Source organism: Streptomyces gottesmaniae, assembly GCF_031845845.1.
In the GTDB taxonomy this organism is placed as follows: Bacteria; Actinomycetota; Actinomycetes; order Streptomycetales; family Streptomycetaceae; genus Streptomyces; species Streptomyces akebiae.
Genome location: NZ_JAVRFJ010000056.1, coordinates 1 through 15,160, shown reverse-complemented (window position 1 = coordinate 15,160; position 15,160 = coordinate 1). Strand labels below are relative to the sequence as shown.

At 72.4% G+C, this 15,160-nt stretch carries 13 protein-coding genes; 7 read left to right on the top strand and 6 right to left on the bottom strand.

Going from position 1 to position 15,160, the window contains the following annotated elements; all coding sequences use genetic code 11:
* The first annotated feature begins 39 nt into the window (after positions 1-39).
* From RM704_RS40925 to RM704_RS40910, 4 genes are all read left to right on the top strand, one after another.
* Positions 40-1,317: a low temperature requirement protein A gene (locus RM704_RS40925; RefSeq protein ID WP_052146505.1), complete on the top strand. Its 1,278-nt coding sequence runs from the start codon at positions 40-42 to the stop codon at positions 1,315-1,317.
* Positions 1,307-2,338, top strand: a complete 1,032-nt coding sequence (locus tag RM704_RS40920) for a P1 family peptidase (RefSeq protein WP_033531914.1) — start codon at positions 1,307-1,309, stop codon at positions 2,336-2,338. Before RM704_RS40925 ends, RM704_RS40920 begins: the two co-directional genes overlap by 11 nt.
* Positions 2,339-2,612: 274 nt before the next feature.
* Positions 2,613-3,830 carry a L,D-transpeptidase gene (locus tag RM704_RS40915; RefSeq protein ID WP_033532007.1) on the top strand — a complete coding sequence of 406 codons (1,218 nt, stop codon included), beginning with the start codon at positions 2,613-2,615 and terminating at the stop codon, positions 3,828-3,830.
* Between the two features lie 157 nt (positions 3,831-3,987).
* Complete coding sequence (locus tag RM704_RS40910) at positions 3,988-4,746, top strand: DUF6227 family protein (RefSeq protein ID WP_033531913.1); 759 nt, start codon at positions 3,988-3,990, stop codon at positions 4,744-4,746.
* 69 nt (positions 4,747-4,815) lie between these two features.
* Here RM704_RS40910 and RM704_RS40905 read toward each other — a convergent pair whose 3' ends face one another.
* The 3 genes from RM704_RS40905 to RM704_RS40895 all read right to left on the bottom strand — a co-directional run bounded on the left by RM704_RS40905 (position 4,816) and on the right by RM704_RS40895 (position 9,125).
* On the bottom strand, positions 4,816-5,094 hold the full coding sequence (locus RM704_RS40905) for a hypothetical protein (RefSeq protein WP_033531912.1): 279 nt from the start codon (positions 5,092-5,094) through the stop codon (positions 4,816-4,818).
* A gap of 199 nt (positions 5,095-5,293) precedes the next feature.
* Entirely contained in the window at positions 5,294-8,089 is a 2,796-nt protein-coding gene (locus tag RM704_RS40900) for an alpha/beta hydrolase (protein ID WP_033530403.1), read from the bottom strand.
* Between the two features lie 310 nt (positions 8,090-8,399).
* Positions 8,400-9,125: a dienelactone hydrolase family protein gene (locus RM704_RS40895; protein WP_033530404.1), complete on the bottom strand. Its 726-nt coding sequence runs from the start codon at positions 9,123-9,125 to the stop codon at positions 8,400-8,402.
* Between the two features lie 352 nt (positions 9,126-9,477).
* Between RM704_RS40895 and RM704_RS40890 the strand changes: the two genes are divergently transcribed.
* Complete coding sequence (locus RM704_RS40890) at positions 9,478-11,013, top strand: fused MFS/spermidine synthase (RefSeq protein ID WP_033530405.1); 1,536 nt, start codon at positions 9,478-9,480, stop codon at positions 11,011-11,013.
* A 96-nt stretch (positions 11,014-11,109) separates the two neighbouring features.
* Here the strand turns inward: RM704_RS40890 and RM704_RS40885 are convergent, their stop codons facing one another.
* Positions 11,110-11,640, bottom strand: a complete 531-nt coding sequence (locus RM704_RS40885) for a DUF4232 domain-containing protein (RefSeq protein WP_033530406.1) — start codon at positions 11,638-11,640, stop codon at positions 11,110-11,112.
* A 251-nt stretch (positions 11,641-11,891) separates the two neighbouring features.
* Here RM704_RS40885 and RM704_RS40880 point away from each other — a divergent pair, with 251 nt between their 5' ends.
* Positions 11,892-12,797 (top strand): phosphorothioated DNA-binding restriction endonuclease, encoded by a 906-nt coding sequence (locus RM704_RS40880; RefSeq protein ID WP_033530407.1) that lies wholly within the window; start codon positions 11,892-11,894, stop codon positions 12,795-12,797.
* Positions 12,798-13,082: 285 nt separating this feature from the next.
* Positions 13,083-13,826 carry a hotdog fold domain-containing protein gene (locus tag RM704_RS40875; protein ID WP_033530408.1) on the top strand — a complete coding sequence of 248 codons (744 nt, stop codon included), beginning with the start codon at positions 13,083-13,085 and terminating at the stop codon, positions 13,824-13,826.
* Between the two features lie 76 nt (positions 13,827-13,902).
* Here the strand turns inward: RM704_RS40875 and RM704_RS40870 are convergent, their stop codons facing one another.
* Both RM704_RS40870 and RM704_RS40865 read right to left on the bottom strand, forming a co-directional pair.
* The gene (locus RM704_RS40870) at positions 13,903-14,313 is read right to left on the bottom strand and encodes a nuclear transport factor 2 family protein (RefSeq protein WP_202808153.1); all 411 of its coding nucleotides are present in this window, start codon (positions 14,311-14,313) and stop codon (positions 13,903-13,905) included.
* Positions 14,314-14,315: 2 nt separating this feature from the next.
* The gene (locus RM704_RS40865; RefSeq protein WP_033530410.1) at positions 14,316-15,122 is read right to left on the bottom strand and encodes an MBL fold metallo-hydrolase; all 807 of its coding nucleotides are present in this window, start codon (positions 15,120-15,122) and stop codon (positions 14,316-14,318) included.
* Positions 15,123-15,160: the final 38 nt, after the last annotated feature.

Sequence of the window (15,160 nt, the reverse complement as noted above, 5' to 3'; positions counted from 1 at the left end):
AGCGAGAATTCCACCGGGATCTCTGGTGTGCTTGGCCCCATGACGCCACGTTCCACGCCCCCGCCTCCCTCGGCTCCCGGCCCTTCCTCCGGCACAGCACGGGCGCCGGTGCGCAGGCTTGTCGCACGGGGCCGTGGGGAGGAACACCGGGTCGCCTCGCCGCTGGAGCTCTTCTTCGACCTGTGCTTCGTCGTGGCCGTCGCCCAGGCGGGCGTCCAGCTGGTCCACTCCGTCGCCGAGGCACACGCCGCCGAGGGCATCCTCAACTACGCGATGGTCTTCTTCGCGATCTGGTGGGCCTGGATGAACTTCACCTGGTTCGCCTCGGCCTACGACAACGACGACGTGCCCTACCGGCTGGTGACCCTCGTCCAGATAGCGGGCGTACTGGTGCTCGCCGCCGGGGTCGGCCGGGCCTTCGAGGACCACGACTGGACCCTGGTCGTGCTCGGCTACGCGATCATGCGGCTGGCGATGACCGCGCAGTGGCTGCGGGCCGCGCGGACGGCGGCGGACGCGGAACGGGTCACGGCCCTGCGCTACGCGGGTGGTGTGGCGCTGTGCCAGATCGGCTGGCTGGGGCTGCTGGTCCTGCCTGAGCCGGCCAGACCGTGGCTGTTCCTGGTGATGGCGATCGCCGAACTGTCCGTCCCGCTGTACGCGGAGAGAGGCTTCCAGACGTCCTGGCATCCCCATCACATCGCCGAGCGGTACGGCCTGTTCACCATCATCGTGCTCGGCGAGACGATCCTGGCGGCGACGGTCGCGGTGAAGTCGGCGGCGGACGAGAACGACGCGTTGGGCGAGTTGCTGCCGATCGCGGTGGGTGGGCTGCTGATCGTCTTCTCGGCGTGGTGGATCTACTTCACCGTTCCCATCCACGGTCATCTGCGCTCCAGCAAGGAGAGCTTCCTGTGGGGGTACGGCCACTACCTGATCTTCGCGTCGGCCGCCGCGATCGGCGCCGGTCTGGAGGTCGCGGTGGAGGAGACGGTGCACAAGGCGCACATCTCCACCCTGGCCGCGTCGTCGGCGGTGACGCTGCCGACGGCGCTGTACCTCATCTCCGTGTGGGCGCTGCACGCCCGCCACTACAAGGTGGGGACGGCACAGCAGACCGTGCTGCCGCTCGCCGCGCTCGCCGTGGTGATGTGCACGTTCCTCGGGCACTGGGCGGTGCCGGCGGCGGGCATCGTGGCGACCGTGACGGTCGCGGTCGGGGTGGTGCTCACCGCCCGTGGCCACGGCACTCCGCACGCCCACGGGGCAAGGGAGCAGGAGCAGGCCCCCAACACCAGGGGTACTCATGGCAGTTGACGCGTTGACCGATGTGTCCGGCCTGCGGGTCGGGCATGCCACCCGGATCGGCGAGGGCTGGCTCACCGGCACCACGGTCGTGCTGGCTCCGGAGGGCGGCGCGGTCGCGGCCGTGGACGTGCGCGGCGGCGGGCCCGGCACCAAGGAGACGGACGCGCTCGACCCACGCAACCTGGTGCAGAGGGTCGAGGCGGTGGTACTGACCGGCGGCAGCGCGTACGGGCTGGACTCCGCGTCGGGCGTGATGGCCTGGCTGGAGGAGCGCGGACGGGGCGTGCGGGTCGGCCTGGACCCGGCGCACGTGGTGCCGGTCGTGCCGGCCGCCTGTGTCTTCGACCTGGGCCGGGGCGGCGACTTCAGGGCCAGACCCGATGCCGCCGTCGGCCGGGCGGCGGTGGATGCGGCGGACGCGAGCGGGCCCGGGGCGCCGGTGGCGGAGGGATGTGTGGGGGCGGGGACAGGGGCGACGGTCGGGCTGCTCAAGGGCGGCGTCGGCACGGCGAGCACCGTGCTGGACTCGGGGATCACGGTGGCCGCGCTGGTGGTGGCCAACGCGGCGGGATCGGTGACGGACCCGGAGACGGGGGTGCTGTACGGGGAGTTGTTCCAGGGGCGTGCGAGGTATCCGGCGCCGGAGGTGCACGAGAGTGCGCGGCGGCGGATCGCCGAGACGGCCGCGACGAGTCCCCCTCCCCCGATGAACACCACGCTGGCCGTGGTCGCCACCGACGCCGACCTCACCCGCGCCCAGGCCCAGAAGCTGGCCGGCACGGCACACGACGGCATCGCCCGCGCCGTGCGCCCCGTGCATCTGCTCAACGACGGGGACACCGTGTTCACCCTGGCGACGGGCGCGCGACCGCTGCCACCGCAGGCCGGCCCGCTCGCCCTGAACGAACTCCTCGCGGCAGGAGCGGACTTGGTGACCCGCGCGATCGTACGGGCGGTACGGGCGGCCGAGTCGGTGGCCGGTCCGGGCGGAGCGTGGCCTTCGTACGGGGAGTTGTACGGGAGGGGTTGAGGGGCGGAGGGGTGAGGGCGGGGGCCCGTTGCGTGGCAACGAGGGAGGGAGGGGAGGGGCCCGGGGGGGAGGGGAGGGGGAGGCCCCCCGGAGGTTGCGGGGCCCTGGGCGGCCGGTGGTTTCGGTCGGGTCGCTGGGAGCGATTGTCCCGGTTCTGTCACGTGATGCGCTGAGGCGGGGGTCGCGGGAACCCGCTCGGCCGCCGTTCGCTCTATGTCCACGTACCGGAGCGGATGACGTGGATCGCCTAGAAGCGAAGAAGCTGGAGCAGATCGTGACAAGGCCGAAGATTGCTGTACGGCGGGCACTGGGGACCTGTGCCGTGCTGGTGGTCGGTGCGCTGACCCTCACCGGCTGCGGCGGCGACGCCCAGGCCGACAACAAGAGTGATGGCAAGGGGACTTCGGCCGAGGACACGGCGGCCCGGATCACGATCTCTGCGAAGGACGGTTCGACGGGCGCGTCCATCAACGCGACCGGGGTGAAGGTCAGCGGCGGCAAGCTGACCGAGGTGGAGATGACCGTCGCGGAGGGCGGCGAGGCCGTGGCGGGCGAGATAGCCGCGGACGGGCGGTCCTGGAAGCCGAAGGAGCAGTTGGAGCGGGGCACGAAGTACCGGATCTCGGCGACCGCGAAGAACGCCGAAGGCAAGACGTCGGCCGCCAACTCCATCTTCACGACCGTGTCGACGGCCAACAGCTTCATCGGCACCTACACGCCGGACAACGGCACCACGGTGGGGGTGGGGATGCCGGTGTCGTTCACCTTCGACAAGGCGATCTCGGACCGCAAGGCCGTGCAGTCGCACATCTCGGTGACGTCGAGCAGCGGGCAGGAGGTGGTGGGGCACTGGTTCGGGGAGCAGCGGCTCGACTTCCGGCCCGAGGAGTACTGGAAGGCCGGGTCCAAGGTCACGATGAAGATCGATCTGGACGGCGTGGAGGGCGCGAACGGCGTCTACGGGGTGCAGGACAAGACCGTCACCTTCACGGTGGGCCGGTCGCAGGTGTCCACGGTCGATGTGAACACCCAGACGATGACGGTCGTGCGGGACGGAAAGACGATCAAGACCGTGCCGATCTCGGCGGGCAGCGCCGCGACCCCGACGTACAACGGCCAGATGGTGATCTCGGAGAAGTTCCGGCAGACGCGGATGAACGGGTCGACGGTGGGCTTCGGCGGTGAGTACGACATCGCGGACGTGCCGAACGCGATGCGGTTGACGACGTCGGGCACCTTCGTGCACGGCAACTACTGGTACAGCCGGTCCAACCCGCCGTTCGGACGGCAGGGCACCAGCCACGGCTGCGTCGGTCTCGCGGACGCCCAGGGCGCGAGCAGCGACACGCTCGGCAAGTGGTTCTTCGACAATTCGCTGATCGGTGACGTGGTGACCGTCAAGAACTCCCCCGACAAGACGGTCGCGCCGGACAACGGCCTGAACGGCTGGAACATGCCGTGGAGCGAGTGGACGGCGGGCGACGCCATCTGACCATGTCGTTCCGGTAGTTCGTCGGGCCGCGCGGGAACCAACCGCGCGGCTCCGGCGTTTTAGAGGCGTACGTTTTCTCGGTTCCCGGACATGATGTCCGACCGAGGGGCTACGGTATGCACCCACAAGGTGACATGCAGCAACGCCGGGAGAAACCTTGAGCGTTCCGTACGAGACGGCAGCGTACGAGCCACCCGAGTCGCCCGAGTCTCCTGAGGAGCACCTCGCGCGACTCCTCGGCCGCGCCCTGAACTCCTTCGAGCTGCCCGACGAGACGATACGGCAGCTCGACTGCGCCCTCGCGCACGACAGCTCGCTGCACTCCGCGCACTACAGTTCGGGGCTGCACCGGGCGACGTACCGGCACACCTGGCTGCTCGCCGACGGCTCGGCGGTGACCTTGTGGGAGCTGGTGCACAACACGGTGCCCGGCAGCGACACCCAGCACGAGGTGTACACGGACGACGAGGAGCTGCGGGCCGCCACCGCGCGGTTGCCGCTGCCGTCGGACGCCCCCGACTTCGAGCTGCCGGTCACGGTGGAGCTGGCGGCCTTACCCGAGCCGCGTCACGAGTACATGCCGGACGACTCGGCGGATCACGCCCGTCGGCTGCTGCGGCGCGCGGAGAACCCGGACCCGCCCGGGGACGAGCTGGCCACGCTGCTGCTGCGGACGGCGTTCGCGCACGAGATCACCCAGGCCTTCGGCCGCCCGCACCGCCCCGCGCGCCGGGGTCGGCCCGGCCTCAGCTTCTCGCTCTACGAGCACGCTTTCCTGCTCACCGACGGGCAGGAGATCTCCCTCTGGGAGGTCGAGCACACGGCCACCCCGGACGGTCGCCACATGTGCGAGGTGTACGTGTCGGAGGACGCGGCCCGGGACGCGATGGAACGCCGGGCGGGGACGCTCGGCTGACCGACGCCCGGCTGGGACGCTCGGGACCGACGTCCGGCGGGGACGCTCGGCTGACCGGAGGCAGGCGTCTCAGGCCAGGCGGTCGTCGCTGAACTGGCGGGCCAGGAAGGCGAACGCGTCCTGTTCCGCCGGGCTCAGCTCCACGTGTTCGACGTGGGGGCCCTTGCGGCGCTGATGGGGCAGACCGCGCAGCCGCTGTCCGCGTCGGCGGGCCAGGTCGCCGAAGCGGCCTTGGTGGATCTCGCGGTCGCGGCGCAGTACCCGCACGAGCACAGCGACCCAGATGACCGCTGCGAGGGCGAGGGCGGCCCCGCCGAACAACTGGAGTATCGACACGTGCTCAGGCATGCCGTCCAGTAGACACCACCGGGTGGGACTTTGAGCCCGGACCGTGACGTATCTCGCAGGTGCGGCTTACGCGTCACACCGGTTGTAAAGGCGCCCAAAGGGACGCACGGGGCGGAAACGCGGACGGCCGCGGGCCCCCCCCCGGGGGGGGGGGGGCCCGACGGTGCCTCATGGGTTCTCGGGCGGTGTGGGTGCTCCGCTAGGAGGCGTCCCGTACCGTGCCGGTGAACTCCGGGCCCTCGACCGGCGCTCCGTCGGCGTCGTAGGTCCACAGGAGCAGGCGCAGCGACTCCGTGTCCTCGCCGAGTTGATCGGTGACGGTGGGCACGGGCACGTCGATGCTCAGGCCGCCCGCGGGCACTTCGGACATGAGCAGCGCGCCGTCCGACAGAGCGGACAGGGGGCGCTCGGGATCCGGCGAGGCCCCGAAGGTCTCCTCCAGCCACGTCGCGGGGACGTCCTTGGTGGACAGCTCGGTCCCGTCGGGGACGGGCAGCAGTTGCAGATCCGTCCACGTGACGACGTCGGCGGCCGCGGAGAGGCTGATCCGCCAGACCAGTGGCCGGCCCTCGGTCACCTGGTCGGCGACCGGCGTCACGGTCACCGTGGGCTGGGGGTCGTCGTTCTGCGCGGTGACGCCGCCCAGGTAGGAGCCGACCAGGGCGCCGCGTACGGTCTTGACGGCCACCCGGTGGAGGTCGTCGGCGCCGTAGCGGGTGTTGCCCTCGACCGTCACGGGCACGTCGACGCGGGTGCCCGCCCGGACCTCCACCGTGCGCGCGACCGGCTGGTCGCTGCCCGGCTCGTCCACGAACAGCCGCACCTCGCCGCTGCCCGACCCGGAGACCTGCACCGGCACCTGGTAGGTGCGCGTGCCGGAGTCGCCCTCCTTGACGGTCAGCGCGCCGACGTCCACGCGCGCCAGCCGCGCGGGCTCGACGACGGGGGTGCCGGGGCGCCAGCCGTGGGCGTCCACCAGCCAGGCCGTCCCGGACCCGGTGCGCGGGGTCAGGTGGAGGGTCCTGACGTGGCCGAGGTCGATGCGCTCGCGGGTCTCGGCGGACAGGGGCACGCGGACCTCGCGCGCCCAGTAGGAGGAGGTGCGGGAGGTGCCCGGCAGACCGTCGACGCCGACCCGGCCGAGGTCCGCCCGCTTGCCGGCGGTGTCGGTGAGGGCGATGTCGAGCTCGGTGCCGGTGGTGTTCGGCGGGACGATCACACGCAGGCTCAGCGACTTCGCGCCGGACAGGGAGACCGGCCGGGCGGGGCTGAGCTCGGTGGCGGTGCCGGCGCGGCTCCAGTTCATGGCCAGCGCGTACCGGTCCGGCTCCTTGCCGGGCGACACCCTGCGCCACTGGGCGAAGTGCGGTGAAGCGGTCCTGAGTTCGGGGTCCAGGCAGGAGACGTCCGGGTCCGGGTCCACCTGGGCGCACAGCCGGCCGCCGCCGACCGTGGCGGAGGGAGCCGGAAGGAAGGCACCCGAGCGGGCGGCGCCGACGGCGTGGGTGAGCACGCGGGCGGTTCCGGCGGAGGCGGCACGCACGGAGGAGCCGTCGAGCAGTGGGCGGGCCCGGTCGTCACCGGCGACGAACAGCCGGGCCGCGGCGGCTATGTACGTCGAGCCGGCCTTCTGCTGCTGCTCGGCGGTGAGCCGGGTGGCGGTGCCGGGCGAACACAGCGGGTCGTGCTCGTCGCCACCGTAGGAGAAGTCGTCGTCGGCCGGGGCCGTGGCCTGGCCGGGGGTCCACTCGCTGTTGAAGTAGTTGTGGTTCGCGCCGGTCATGTAGACCGCGCTGTGCAGGGCCCTGCCGCGGCTGACCCCTCGGGTGCCGTCGACATAGAGCTCGCCCTGAAGGTCGATGACGTCTCCGTCGCAGCCCGGCAGGATCGTCACGGACGGCACGTCGGGTGCGGGGTTCTGGCCGAAGATCGTGGGGCCTATGAGGACGGTTCCGCGTATCGTCCAGCGGGTTTCGCCGTGGTGGCCGTCCTTGTCGGCGGGCGGCGGGGTGAGACTGTCCAGCGCGGCCCTGTCGGCGCCCTCACCGCCACGGGAGTGGCCCACCAGCAGCACCCGGCCGAGGTCGGCGCCGGGCGCCCGTCGTACGACCTCCGGGGCCGTGGACGGGTCGGCGGCCCAGTCCGCCCAGTGGGCCAGGTGCAGCCGTATCAGCGAGGAGCGGGCCTGGGCGCCGGCGTCGTCGGCCTGCCAGTCCTGGGCGTTGATCGAGTTGGCCGAGATCGAGACCGTCACATAGCCCTGGGAGGCGAGGAGTCGCTGGTCGTGGAGATAGCCGCGGTAGCTCGGGACGGACTCGTGGTCGGCCGGGCACGGCCACTCCAGGGTCAGGTCGTCGCCCTTGAAACAGGTGGCGTGGCGCCCGTGGAGGAACAGTGCCAGCGGGCGGCTGCCCGGGGCGTCCTCCGGCGCGACCACCACGGCCTTCATCTCGACGTCGGTGTCGTAGCCGGGCAGGTGGACCGACGGCAGGGAGTACTCGCCGCTGGTCGTACGGTACGAGCCGGGCACGCCGGGGTCGACCTCGTTCACGGCCGCCGCGCGGGGCAGGCGTGACGGGTCCGACGAGTCGTCGAGTTCGCGGCGCTCACGGGCCGCGTCTTTCGCTCCGGCCGCGTCCAGACGGCGCCCCGCGGCCTCGACCCGCAGGTCGTCCGTGCTGCCGAGGCGCACCCCGTCGAGCGGCAGCCGGAAGGTGCGCCCGTCCGGGGCGGGTCTCGGGGTGCCCAACAGGCGTTCCCCGCTGCGGAACTCGACCTGGGCGTCGCCCACCGGCACCCTCTCGGGCGCGCGCCACACGAGCTCTGCGGACTCCCCGACACCGCTGGTCAGCCAGCCTTCGGGAAGTCCCGGAGACGCGGGGGCGGACGGCCGCCCGGGCTCCGGTTCCGGCGCCGCGAGTGCCGTCCCCGGCACCGCCAGCGCCACCGCGAGGGCCGCTGTCACAGCGGCCACCACGCGCGAGACACGGATCACTTGTTCTTCCTCCTGATGGTCGGTGCCCCGGGAACCCCACGGGCCCCGGGCTCCCCCGGCGCACCCAATGCAGCACATCCGATCGCCCTGTCACCTCTTCGCACAGCATTCGCACAACTTCCGCCCGCTGTGCACATCAAGTGGCTTGTATCCAGGGGCTGTTGGGACGAGAACAGGCCAACGCCCTTGTGGTGAGGGTCGTTCCTCGTCCGGGGTGCGTCGCGTGAACTCGTGCCTGTCGGCCGAGGCCCGCCGGCCGGGACCGATCTGCCGGGACCCCGCTCTCCGGGGCCCCGGCAGACGGTCGGCCTCACTTCAGGTGACGGTCCAAGAACCGGCAGCCGTCCTCCAGTTCGAACCACGGGGTGCCGGTGTGCCCGCCCGGATTGGCGTGCAGCGTCTTCTCCTCGCTGCCGAAGGCGTCGAACAGGTCCAGGGCCCGTTGCCGTGGGTTCCCCTCGTCGTCCCACTGCAGCAGGAGCAGCAGCGGAACGGTGACCTGCCGGGCCTCCTCGCGCTGGGCGCGGGGCACGTACCCGCCGGCGAAGAAGCTCGCGGCCGCGATGCGTGGCTCGACCACCGCCAGCCGGATGCCGAGGGCGGCCCACCCCCCGGAGTACCCGACCGGGCCGCCGATGCCGGGCAGTTCGAGGAGGGCGTCCAGGGTGGTCCGCCAGTCCGGGACCGCGTTCTCGACCAGTGGGCCGATGAGGGACTCGAAGATCTCGTCGACCGGCTCGCCCGCCCGCATCGCCCGCCGGAGGTCGCTGCGCGCCCGCTCGTCGGCGGCGGAACGGGGACGGTCACCGCACCCGGCGGCGTCGATGGTGGCCACCACGTAGCCGCGCGCCGCGGTGTACCGGGCCCGGGCGATCAGCCGGGGGTCCGCCTTGGGCAGGCCGTTGTTGTGGGACATCAGGATCAGCGGCAGCGGTGCGGCGGATTCGGGCGTCCACAGGGTGCCGGGGATCTCGCCGAGGGTGAATTCGCGTTCGAGGACGCCGTCGTCGAGGCGCTGCTCGGAGGTGAATCGCATGGTCGTGCCTTTCGGGAGTGCGCGTGAACGGCGCTCCCGGACGACCTATCGCCCGACCGTGACCCCTGAGGGGAGCACCCATGTCGATACTGCGTCCACGGGTACCACCCCCTCGTTCTCTCGCACGGCCACCGGGAAGCTAGCAGCGGTCGCCGTGACCGGCCAACGGGTTTTCGTGGCAGCCCGGCGCCCGACCCTGATCCCGACACCGGCACCGAACCCGGCACCGACATCGAACCCGGCACCGGCACCGACCCCGATCGCGGTCGTGATCCCGGTCCCGGTCCCGGTCACGGCAGCCAGCGGATGCGGGTGCTGTCCGGTCGTGGGGCCGCGTGCGAGGATGTCGGCCGTGACCGGATCGTCGTCCTTACCCGGTGCCGAGGGCAGTCCTCGCGAGCACGGGCTGGGTTCTCGTGCCGCCGCCGCGCTCGTGTTCGGGTCCTCGGCCGCGGTCCTGGTGGTCGAGATCGTCGCTCTGCGGCTGCTGGCGCCCTACCTCGGCCTCACCCTGGAGACCAGCACCATGGTGATCGGCATCGCCCTCACGGCGATCGCCGTCGGCTCCTGGCTGGGTGGACGCCTCGCCGACCAGGTCGATCCGCGCCGGCTCATCGGCCCCTCGCTCGGGGTGTCGGGAGCGGTCGTGGCGCTCACCCCGGCCGTGCTGCGCACCACCGCCGAGTGGGCACCGGCGATGCTGCTGCTGATCGCGTCGCTGACCATCCTCGTGCCGGGCGCGCTGCTCTCCGCGGTGACGCCGATCGTGACGAAGCTGCGTCTGACCAGTCTCGCCGAGACCGGGACGGTCGTCGGCCGGCTGTCCGGCGTCGGCACCGTCGGCGCCATCGTCGGCACCGTCCTCACCGGCTTCGTCCTCGTGTCGCGGCTGCCCGTCAGCGGCATCCTGATCGGCCTCGGAACACTGCTGTTGGTCGGCTCGGCGCTGACGGAGTGGCGAACGCGTCGGTGGAGCGGCACCCCTGCCCTGGCCCTCGTGGTCGTCGCCGGCGGCCTCGGCACCGCGGTCGCGCCCGGTGGCTGCGACGCGGAGACCAGGTACCACTGTGCCCGGGTGGTCGCGGACCCCGACCGGGACAGCGGCCGCACGCTCGTGCTGGACGGCCTGCGTCACTCCTACGTCGACGTCGACGACCCGACCTTCCTGGAGTTCGCGTACGTGCGCGCCATCGCGTCGGCGGTCGACGCGGCCTTTCCCGAGGGTGAGCCCCTCGCCGCCCACCATCTGGGCGGTGGCGGACTCACCCTTCCCCGGTACCTCGCCGCGACGCGGCCCGGGACGCGCAGCCTCGTGTCCGAGATCGACAGCGGGGTCGTGCGCATCGACCGTGAACGGCTCGGTCTGCGACCGGGGGCCGGGATCGACGTACGCGTCGAGGACGGCAGGCTCGGCCTGCGGGCGCTGGCCACCGACAGTCGGGACCTCGTCGTCGGCGACGCCTTCGGGGGCGTCAGCGTGCCGTGGCACCTCACCACGGCGGAAGCGATGGCCGACGTACGCCGGGTGCTCGAACCGGACGGCCTGTACGTCGCCAACCTCATCGATCACGGCGGTCTGGACTTCGCCCGTGCCGAAGTGGCCACCCTCGGCCGGACCTTCGAGCACGTCGCCCTCGTCGGCGACCCCGTCGACATCGGCGCCGACCCGAACGCCACCCCCGACGGCGGCAACCTGGTGGTGCTCGCCTCCGACCGGCCCGTCGACCTGCGCGCGACACAGGAAGCGCTGGACGCCCGGCGAACCGGCTGGCAGATCACCACCGGCGACACGCTCACCGCCTGGATCGACGACGCCCGGCCACTCACCGACGACTACGCACCCGTCGACCAACTCCTCCAGCCGTCGAGCACGCGACGGGGACGGTGACATGGCGTCCGACCCGGTGGCAGCGCCTCCGAGTGAGGGCTGATGAGACGGCCTCCTCCGCGGAGGCCGTCCCCTTGGCCAGTGCCAGTCGCGGCTCTAGAACCCGATCGGGTTGAGGTAGGTGGCCGGGCGGGTGGCGGCGTCCTGCTTGAGGATCTGGCCGCCGAACGGCCACGTCAGGGTGAAGTGCTCCGTCTCGTTCGGCGGGGTCACCAGGAACTTCGCCGGAACGAACTTCTCCGCCCGGGGCGTCGACGCGGCCACCGGGAGCAGGGTGATGCTGAAGTCCACCGTGTCGCCCTTCTCCAGCGTCATCTTCTGCGGCTTCTTGGAGGAACGCATGAGCGACCACGTGCCGTCGGTCGGCTGAGCGCCGACCATGTCGACCCCGGCGAAGCCGGACAGGGTGCAGGTGCGGTCGCTCTTGTTGGTGAACCAGATGTGCGCCTGGGTCTGCTTCTGGGTCTGCTGCATCTCCGGCTTCGCGCTGTCCCCCAGGGCGAAGCCGGCGTCCAGGTCGGCGGTGTGGCAGCGGGTCGGCTCGGCGGCGGAGGCCGGTGCGGTGGCCGCGGCGGTGCCGGTGACGACGATCGCCGCGAGGGCCAGGGCGGTCAGCTTGCTCTTCATGACGTCTCGGATTCCCCTCGAATACGGATCGGCGCACGAGGTCGGTGCGCGCCTGCGCCCCTGTAGATGCGTGATGCACGGAAGGGGTTCGGCGGGGACGGGGATCCTTCTCGAAAGTACGAGTCAATGCCCTTTCCTCCCCACGCGGTTGCCTCGAAGGGCAGAGGGAAAGGGCTCCGCCGCCGCGAAGCGATCCGGGTCACCGACCTCACTCTCGCCGCGACCGCCGAGTCTCACTACGATCACCTGCCATGGACTGGCTGGAGCGCGTCGCGGGACTGCGGCAGTGGACCAGGAACGGGACGCGCGCCCCGCACAAGCCGTTGCTGCTCCTGCACGCCCTCGGCCGGTTCCAGCAGGACCCCGACGGCGAACTGCGGTACAGCGCGGTCGAGGAGGACCTCCAGCGCCTGCTGACCGAGTACGGCCCGCCCCACAGGACGTCACCCGCGTACCCGTTCCACCACCTGGTCAACGACGGGGTGTGGGAGGTCCGTACGGATCGCGGCCCCGGCAGTCCCGGCAGCGGGGTGCGGGACCTCCGCGAGACCGGCGCCACCGGCCGGCTCGCGCCGGAACTCGGGGCGGCGCTGCGCGGCGATCCCGAACTGCTGGAGCGGCTCGCGCGGTTGCTGCTGGACCGGCACTTCCCGCCGTCGGTCCACGGCGAGTTGTGCGAGGCGGTCGGTCTGGAGCTGGAGGCCGCGGAGGTCGTGCGCATCTCGACCGCGCGCAGGCAGCGGGACCGGCGCATGCGCGAACTCGTGCTGACCGCCTACGAGTACCGCTGCGCCTTCTGCGGCTACGACGGCAGGATCGGCGCGGTGCCGGTCGGGCTGGAGGCCGCCCATGTGCGCTGGTGGGCGCTGGGCGGGCCGGACGACGTCGACAACGGTCTGTGCCTGTGCGCGCTCCACCACAAGCTCTTCGACAAGGGCGTCCTCGGGGTGGACGGCGACCACCGCGTCCTCGTCTCCCAGCGCTTCGTCGGCCACAGCCCCGCCGCCCGCGAACAGGTCCTCGCGCTGGCGGGCCGCCCGCTGGTCGGCCCACAGCCGGGCGTGCGCCCCGTGGCGGCCGACCACCTCGCCTGGCACCTCGGCCAGGTCTTCCACGGCACCCCGCGTCCCGCCCCCGGCCCCGCCACGGCCGCCTGACGCATCATCCGCCGACCTGAATCACCGCTGTCGCACACCATGGTCGGGCGGCCGCACGTCCCTGGCATGTACACGGGGCCAAGGGTCTCGCGACCGCGTGCGAGGGCTGGGGCGGCGAGCTGAGCATCGTCCGGCGCGACGAGACGTGGTGCCCGAGGGCACCGCCGGCCACCTCGTCGAGACCTGCTGACACCGCCACGGGCTGCGGCGCTGCCGGGCCGGCACCGTCGTTTCCCGGCACCCGCTCCACGCTCGGCACCCCGCCCGCTGTGGTGGAGTGGCGGCATGAGCGACATCGAGACGATCACGGTGCCCGACCTGCTGCGGGGTTATCCCGGGGTGGCGTTCGGCGGGTATGTGGCGGGGGTGCTGGCGCGGCGGGCGGAGGCCGGGACCGTACGGGTGGACTTCCGGCGGCCGACGCCCGTCGAGGTGCCGGTGGGGCTCGCGCGGACCGCCGACGGCGGGGCCGTGCTGACCGGCGCTGACGGGGTCCTCGCGGCGGCCGTGCCCGACGAGGAGGACCTCGCGGCACCCGGCGTACCCGGACCCCCCTCCTGGGCGGAGGCGTCCGCGGCGGCCGAGGCCTATCGCGCGGCACCGCCGGAGGGGGCCGTGGACTGCTTCGGCTGCGGGCTCGACCGTACGCCCGACACCGGGCTCCGCCTGCACTGCGGAGCCGTGCCCGGCCGGGACCTGGTGGCCACCGCGTGGGCACCCGGGCCCGCGCTCGCGGACGCCGACGGAATGCTGCCGGCGGAGCTCATGTGGGGGGCGCTGGACTGCCCGGGAAACGCGGCGGGCCGGCTCCTCGGGACCATGCGGGAGGGCGCGGTGACGGCCTCGCTCGCCGCCCGGCTGCTCCGGCCGGTGCCGGTCTCCGCGCGACTGGTGTCGTACGCGTGGGTCGTCGCGGAGGAAGGACGCAAGCACCGGGTGGGTGCCGCCCTCGCCACGGCCGAGGGCGACCTCTGCGGGGTCTCCTCGGCGCTGTGGGTGGCTCCTCGACAGGCCCCGCCCCCACGGTGACCGCACGGGGCCGGGGCCCGGGACGTGCCGCGCGCCGAGCCGGGCGCGCGGCACGCGACCTCGACACCGGCTGCGGTCAGGCCCGCATGGCCTCGCGGACGAGGGCCGTGTCGACGAACTGCTCGAAGCGGACGATGAGGCCGCCACGGACGGTGAAGTGGTGGGCGACACGGACGTGGATGTGCTTGCCGGTGGCCTTGTTGGTGGCGGTGTAGCGGGCCAGGACGACGACGTTCTCGCCGTCGACGACATAGGTGTCGTCGTGGGCGGTCCAGTCGTCCCAGTCCTGGCCGAGCTTCTCCATGACGTGGAAGGTGACCCCGTCGGGGGTGCGGTAGGTGCCGGCCAGGGGGAAGCCCGCCATCTCCGTCCACTCCACGTCGGGGGCGAGGGTGGCGCGCAGGGCCTCCAGGTCACCTGCCGCCGAGGCCAGGTACTGACGCCGTACGACGTCGGCGGGCGCGGCGGAACGGGCGAACTCGTTCATGCTCAGCCCCACTTCATCTCGCCCTTGGCGACCTTGGCGCCGATCTGGGCGGCGATCTGCATGCCGTTGTCGGGGTAGCGCTTGACGAGGGCCTCGGTGAGGGACGGGCCGTCGGCGGCCTTGTCCAGCTCTTCCTCGAAGGCGAGCAGGTACGCGCGGGTGGCGGCGATGGCGGAGGCGTCGGCCGGGGTGCCGGGCAGGCGGTGGCCGGGGACGACCAGCTCCGGGTTCAGGGCGGCCATCTCGTCCAGCAGGTCGATCCAGGCGGCGCGGTCGCCCGGGGTGGGGGTGTCGGCGACCCAGACGTGCTCCTGCTGGAAGAGCAGGACGCCGCCGAGGAGGGCGCGGGACTCGGCCTGCCAGAGGTAGTGGCGGTCGGGCAGTGCGGCCGGGCCGCCCTTGAGCTCGAAGCGGTGGCCCTCCAGGGTGAGGTCGCCGGTGAGCGGGGTGAGGTCCACCAGACGGGTGGGGAGGTTGGCGCCGAGGGCCGCCCACGCCTTGAGCTTGCCCTCGTAGGAGTGGTGGATGTGGTCGATGACGAGCGGGGTGGCGACGAAGACCGCGTCGGGGAAGGCGTCGGCGATCACTTCGGCGCCGAAGTAGAAGTCGGGGTCGCCGTGGCTGACGAAGACGGTGGTCAGCCGCTTGCCGGAGTCGAGGATCTCGGCGGCCAGGCGGTGGCCGTCGGCGCGGGTGAAGGCGGCGTCCACGAGCAGCGCCTCGGTCTCACCGGTGACGAGGGTGGCGGTCTTGTTCCTGCTGCCGGCCGGGAAGTCGAGGTCGAGGACCTTGTAGGAGAGGGTGCTCATCGTTGGCTCCTTGGCGTGGGGTGAGCGGGGGTGGGACG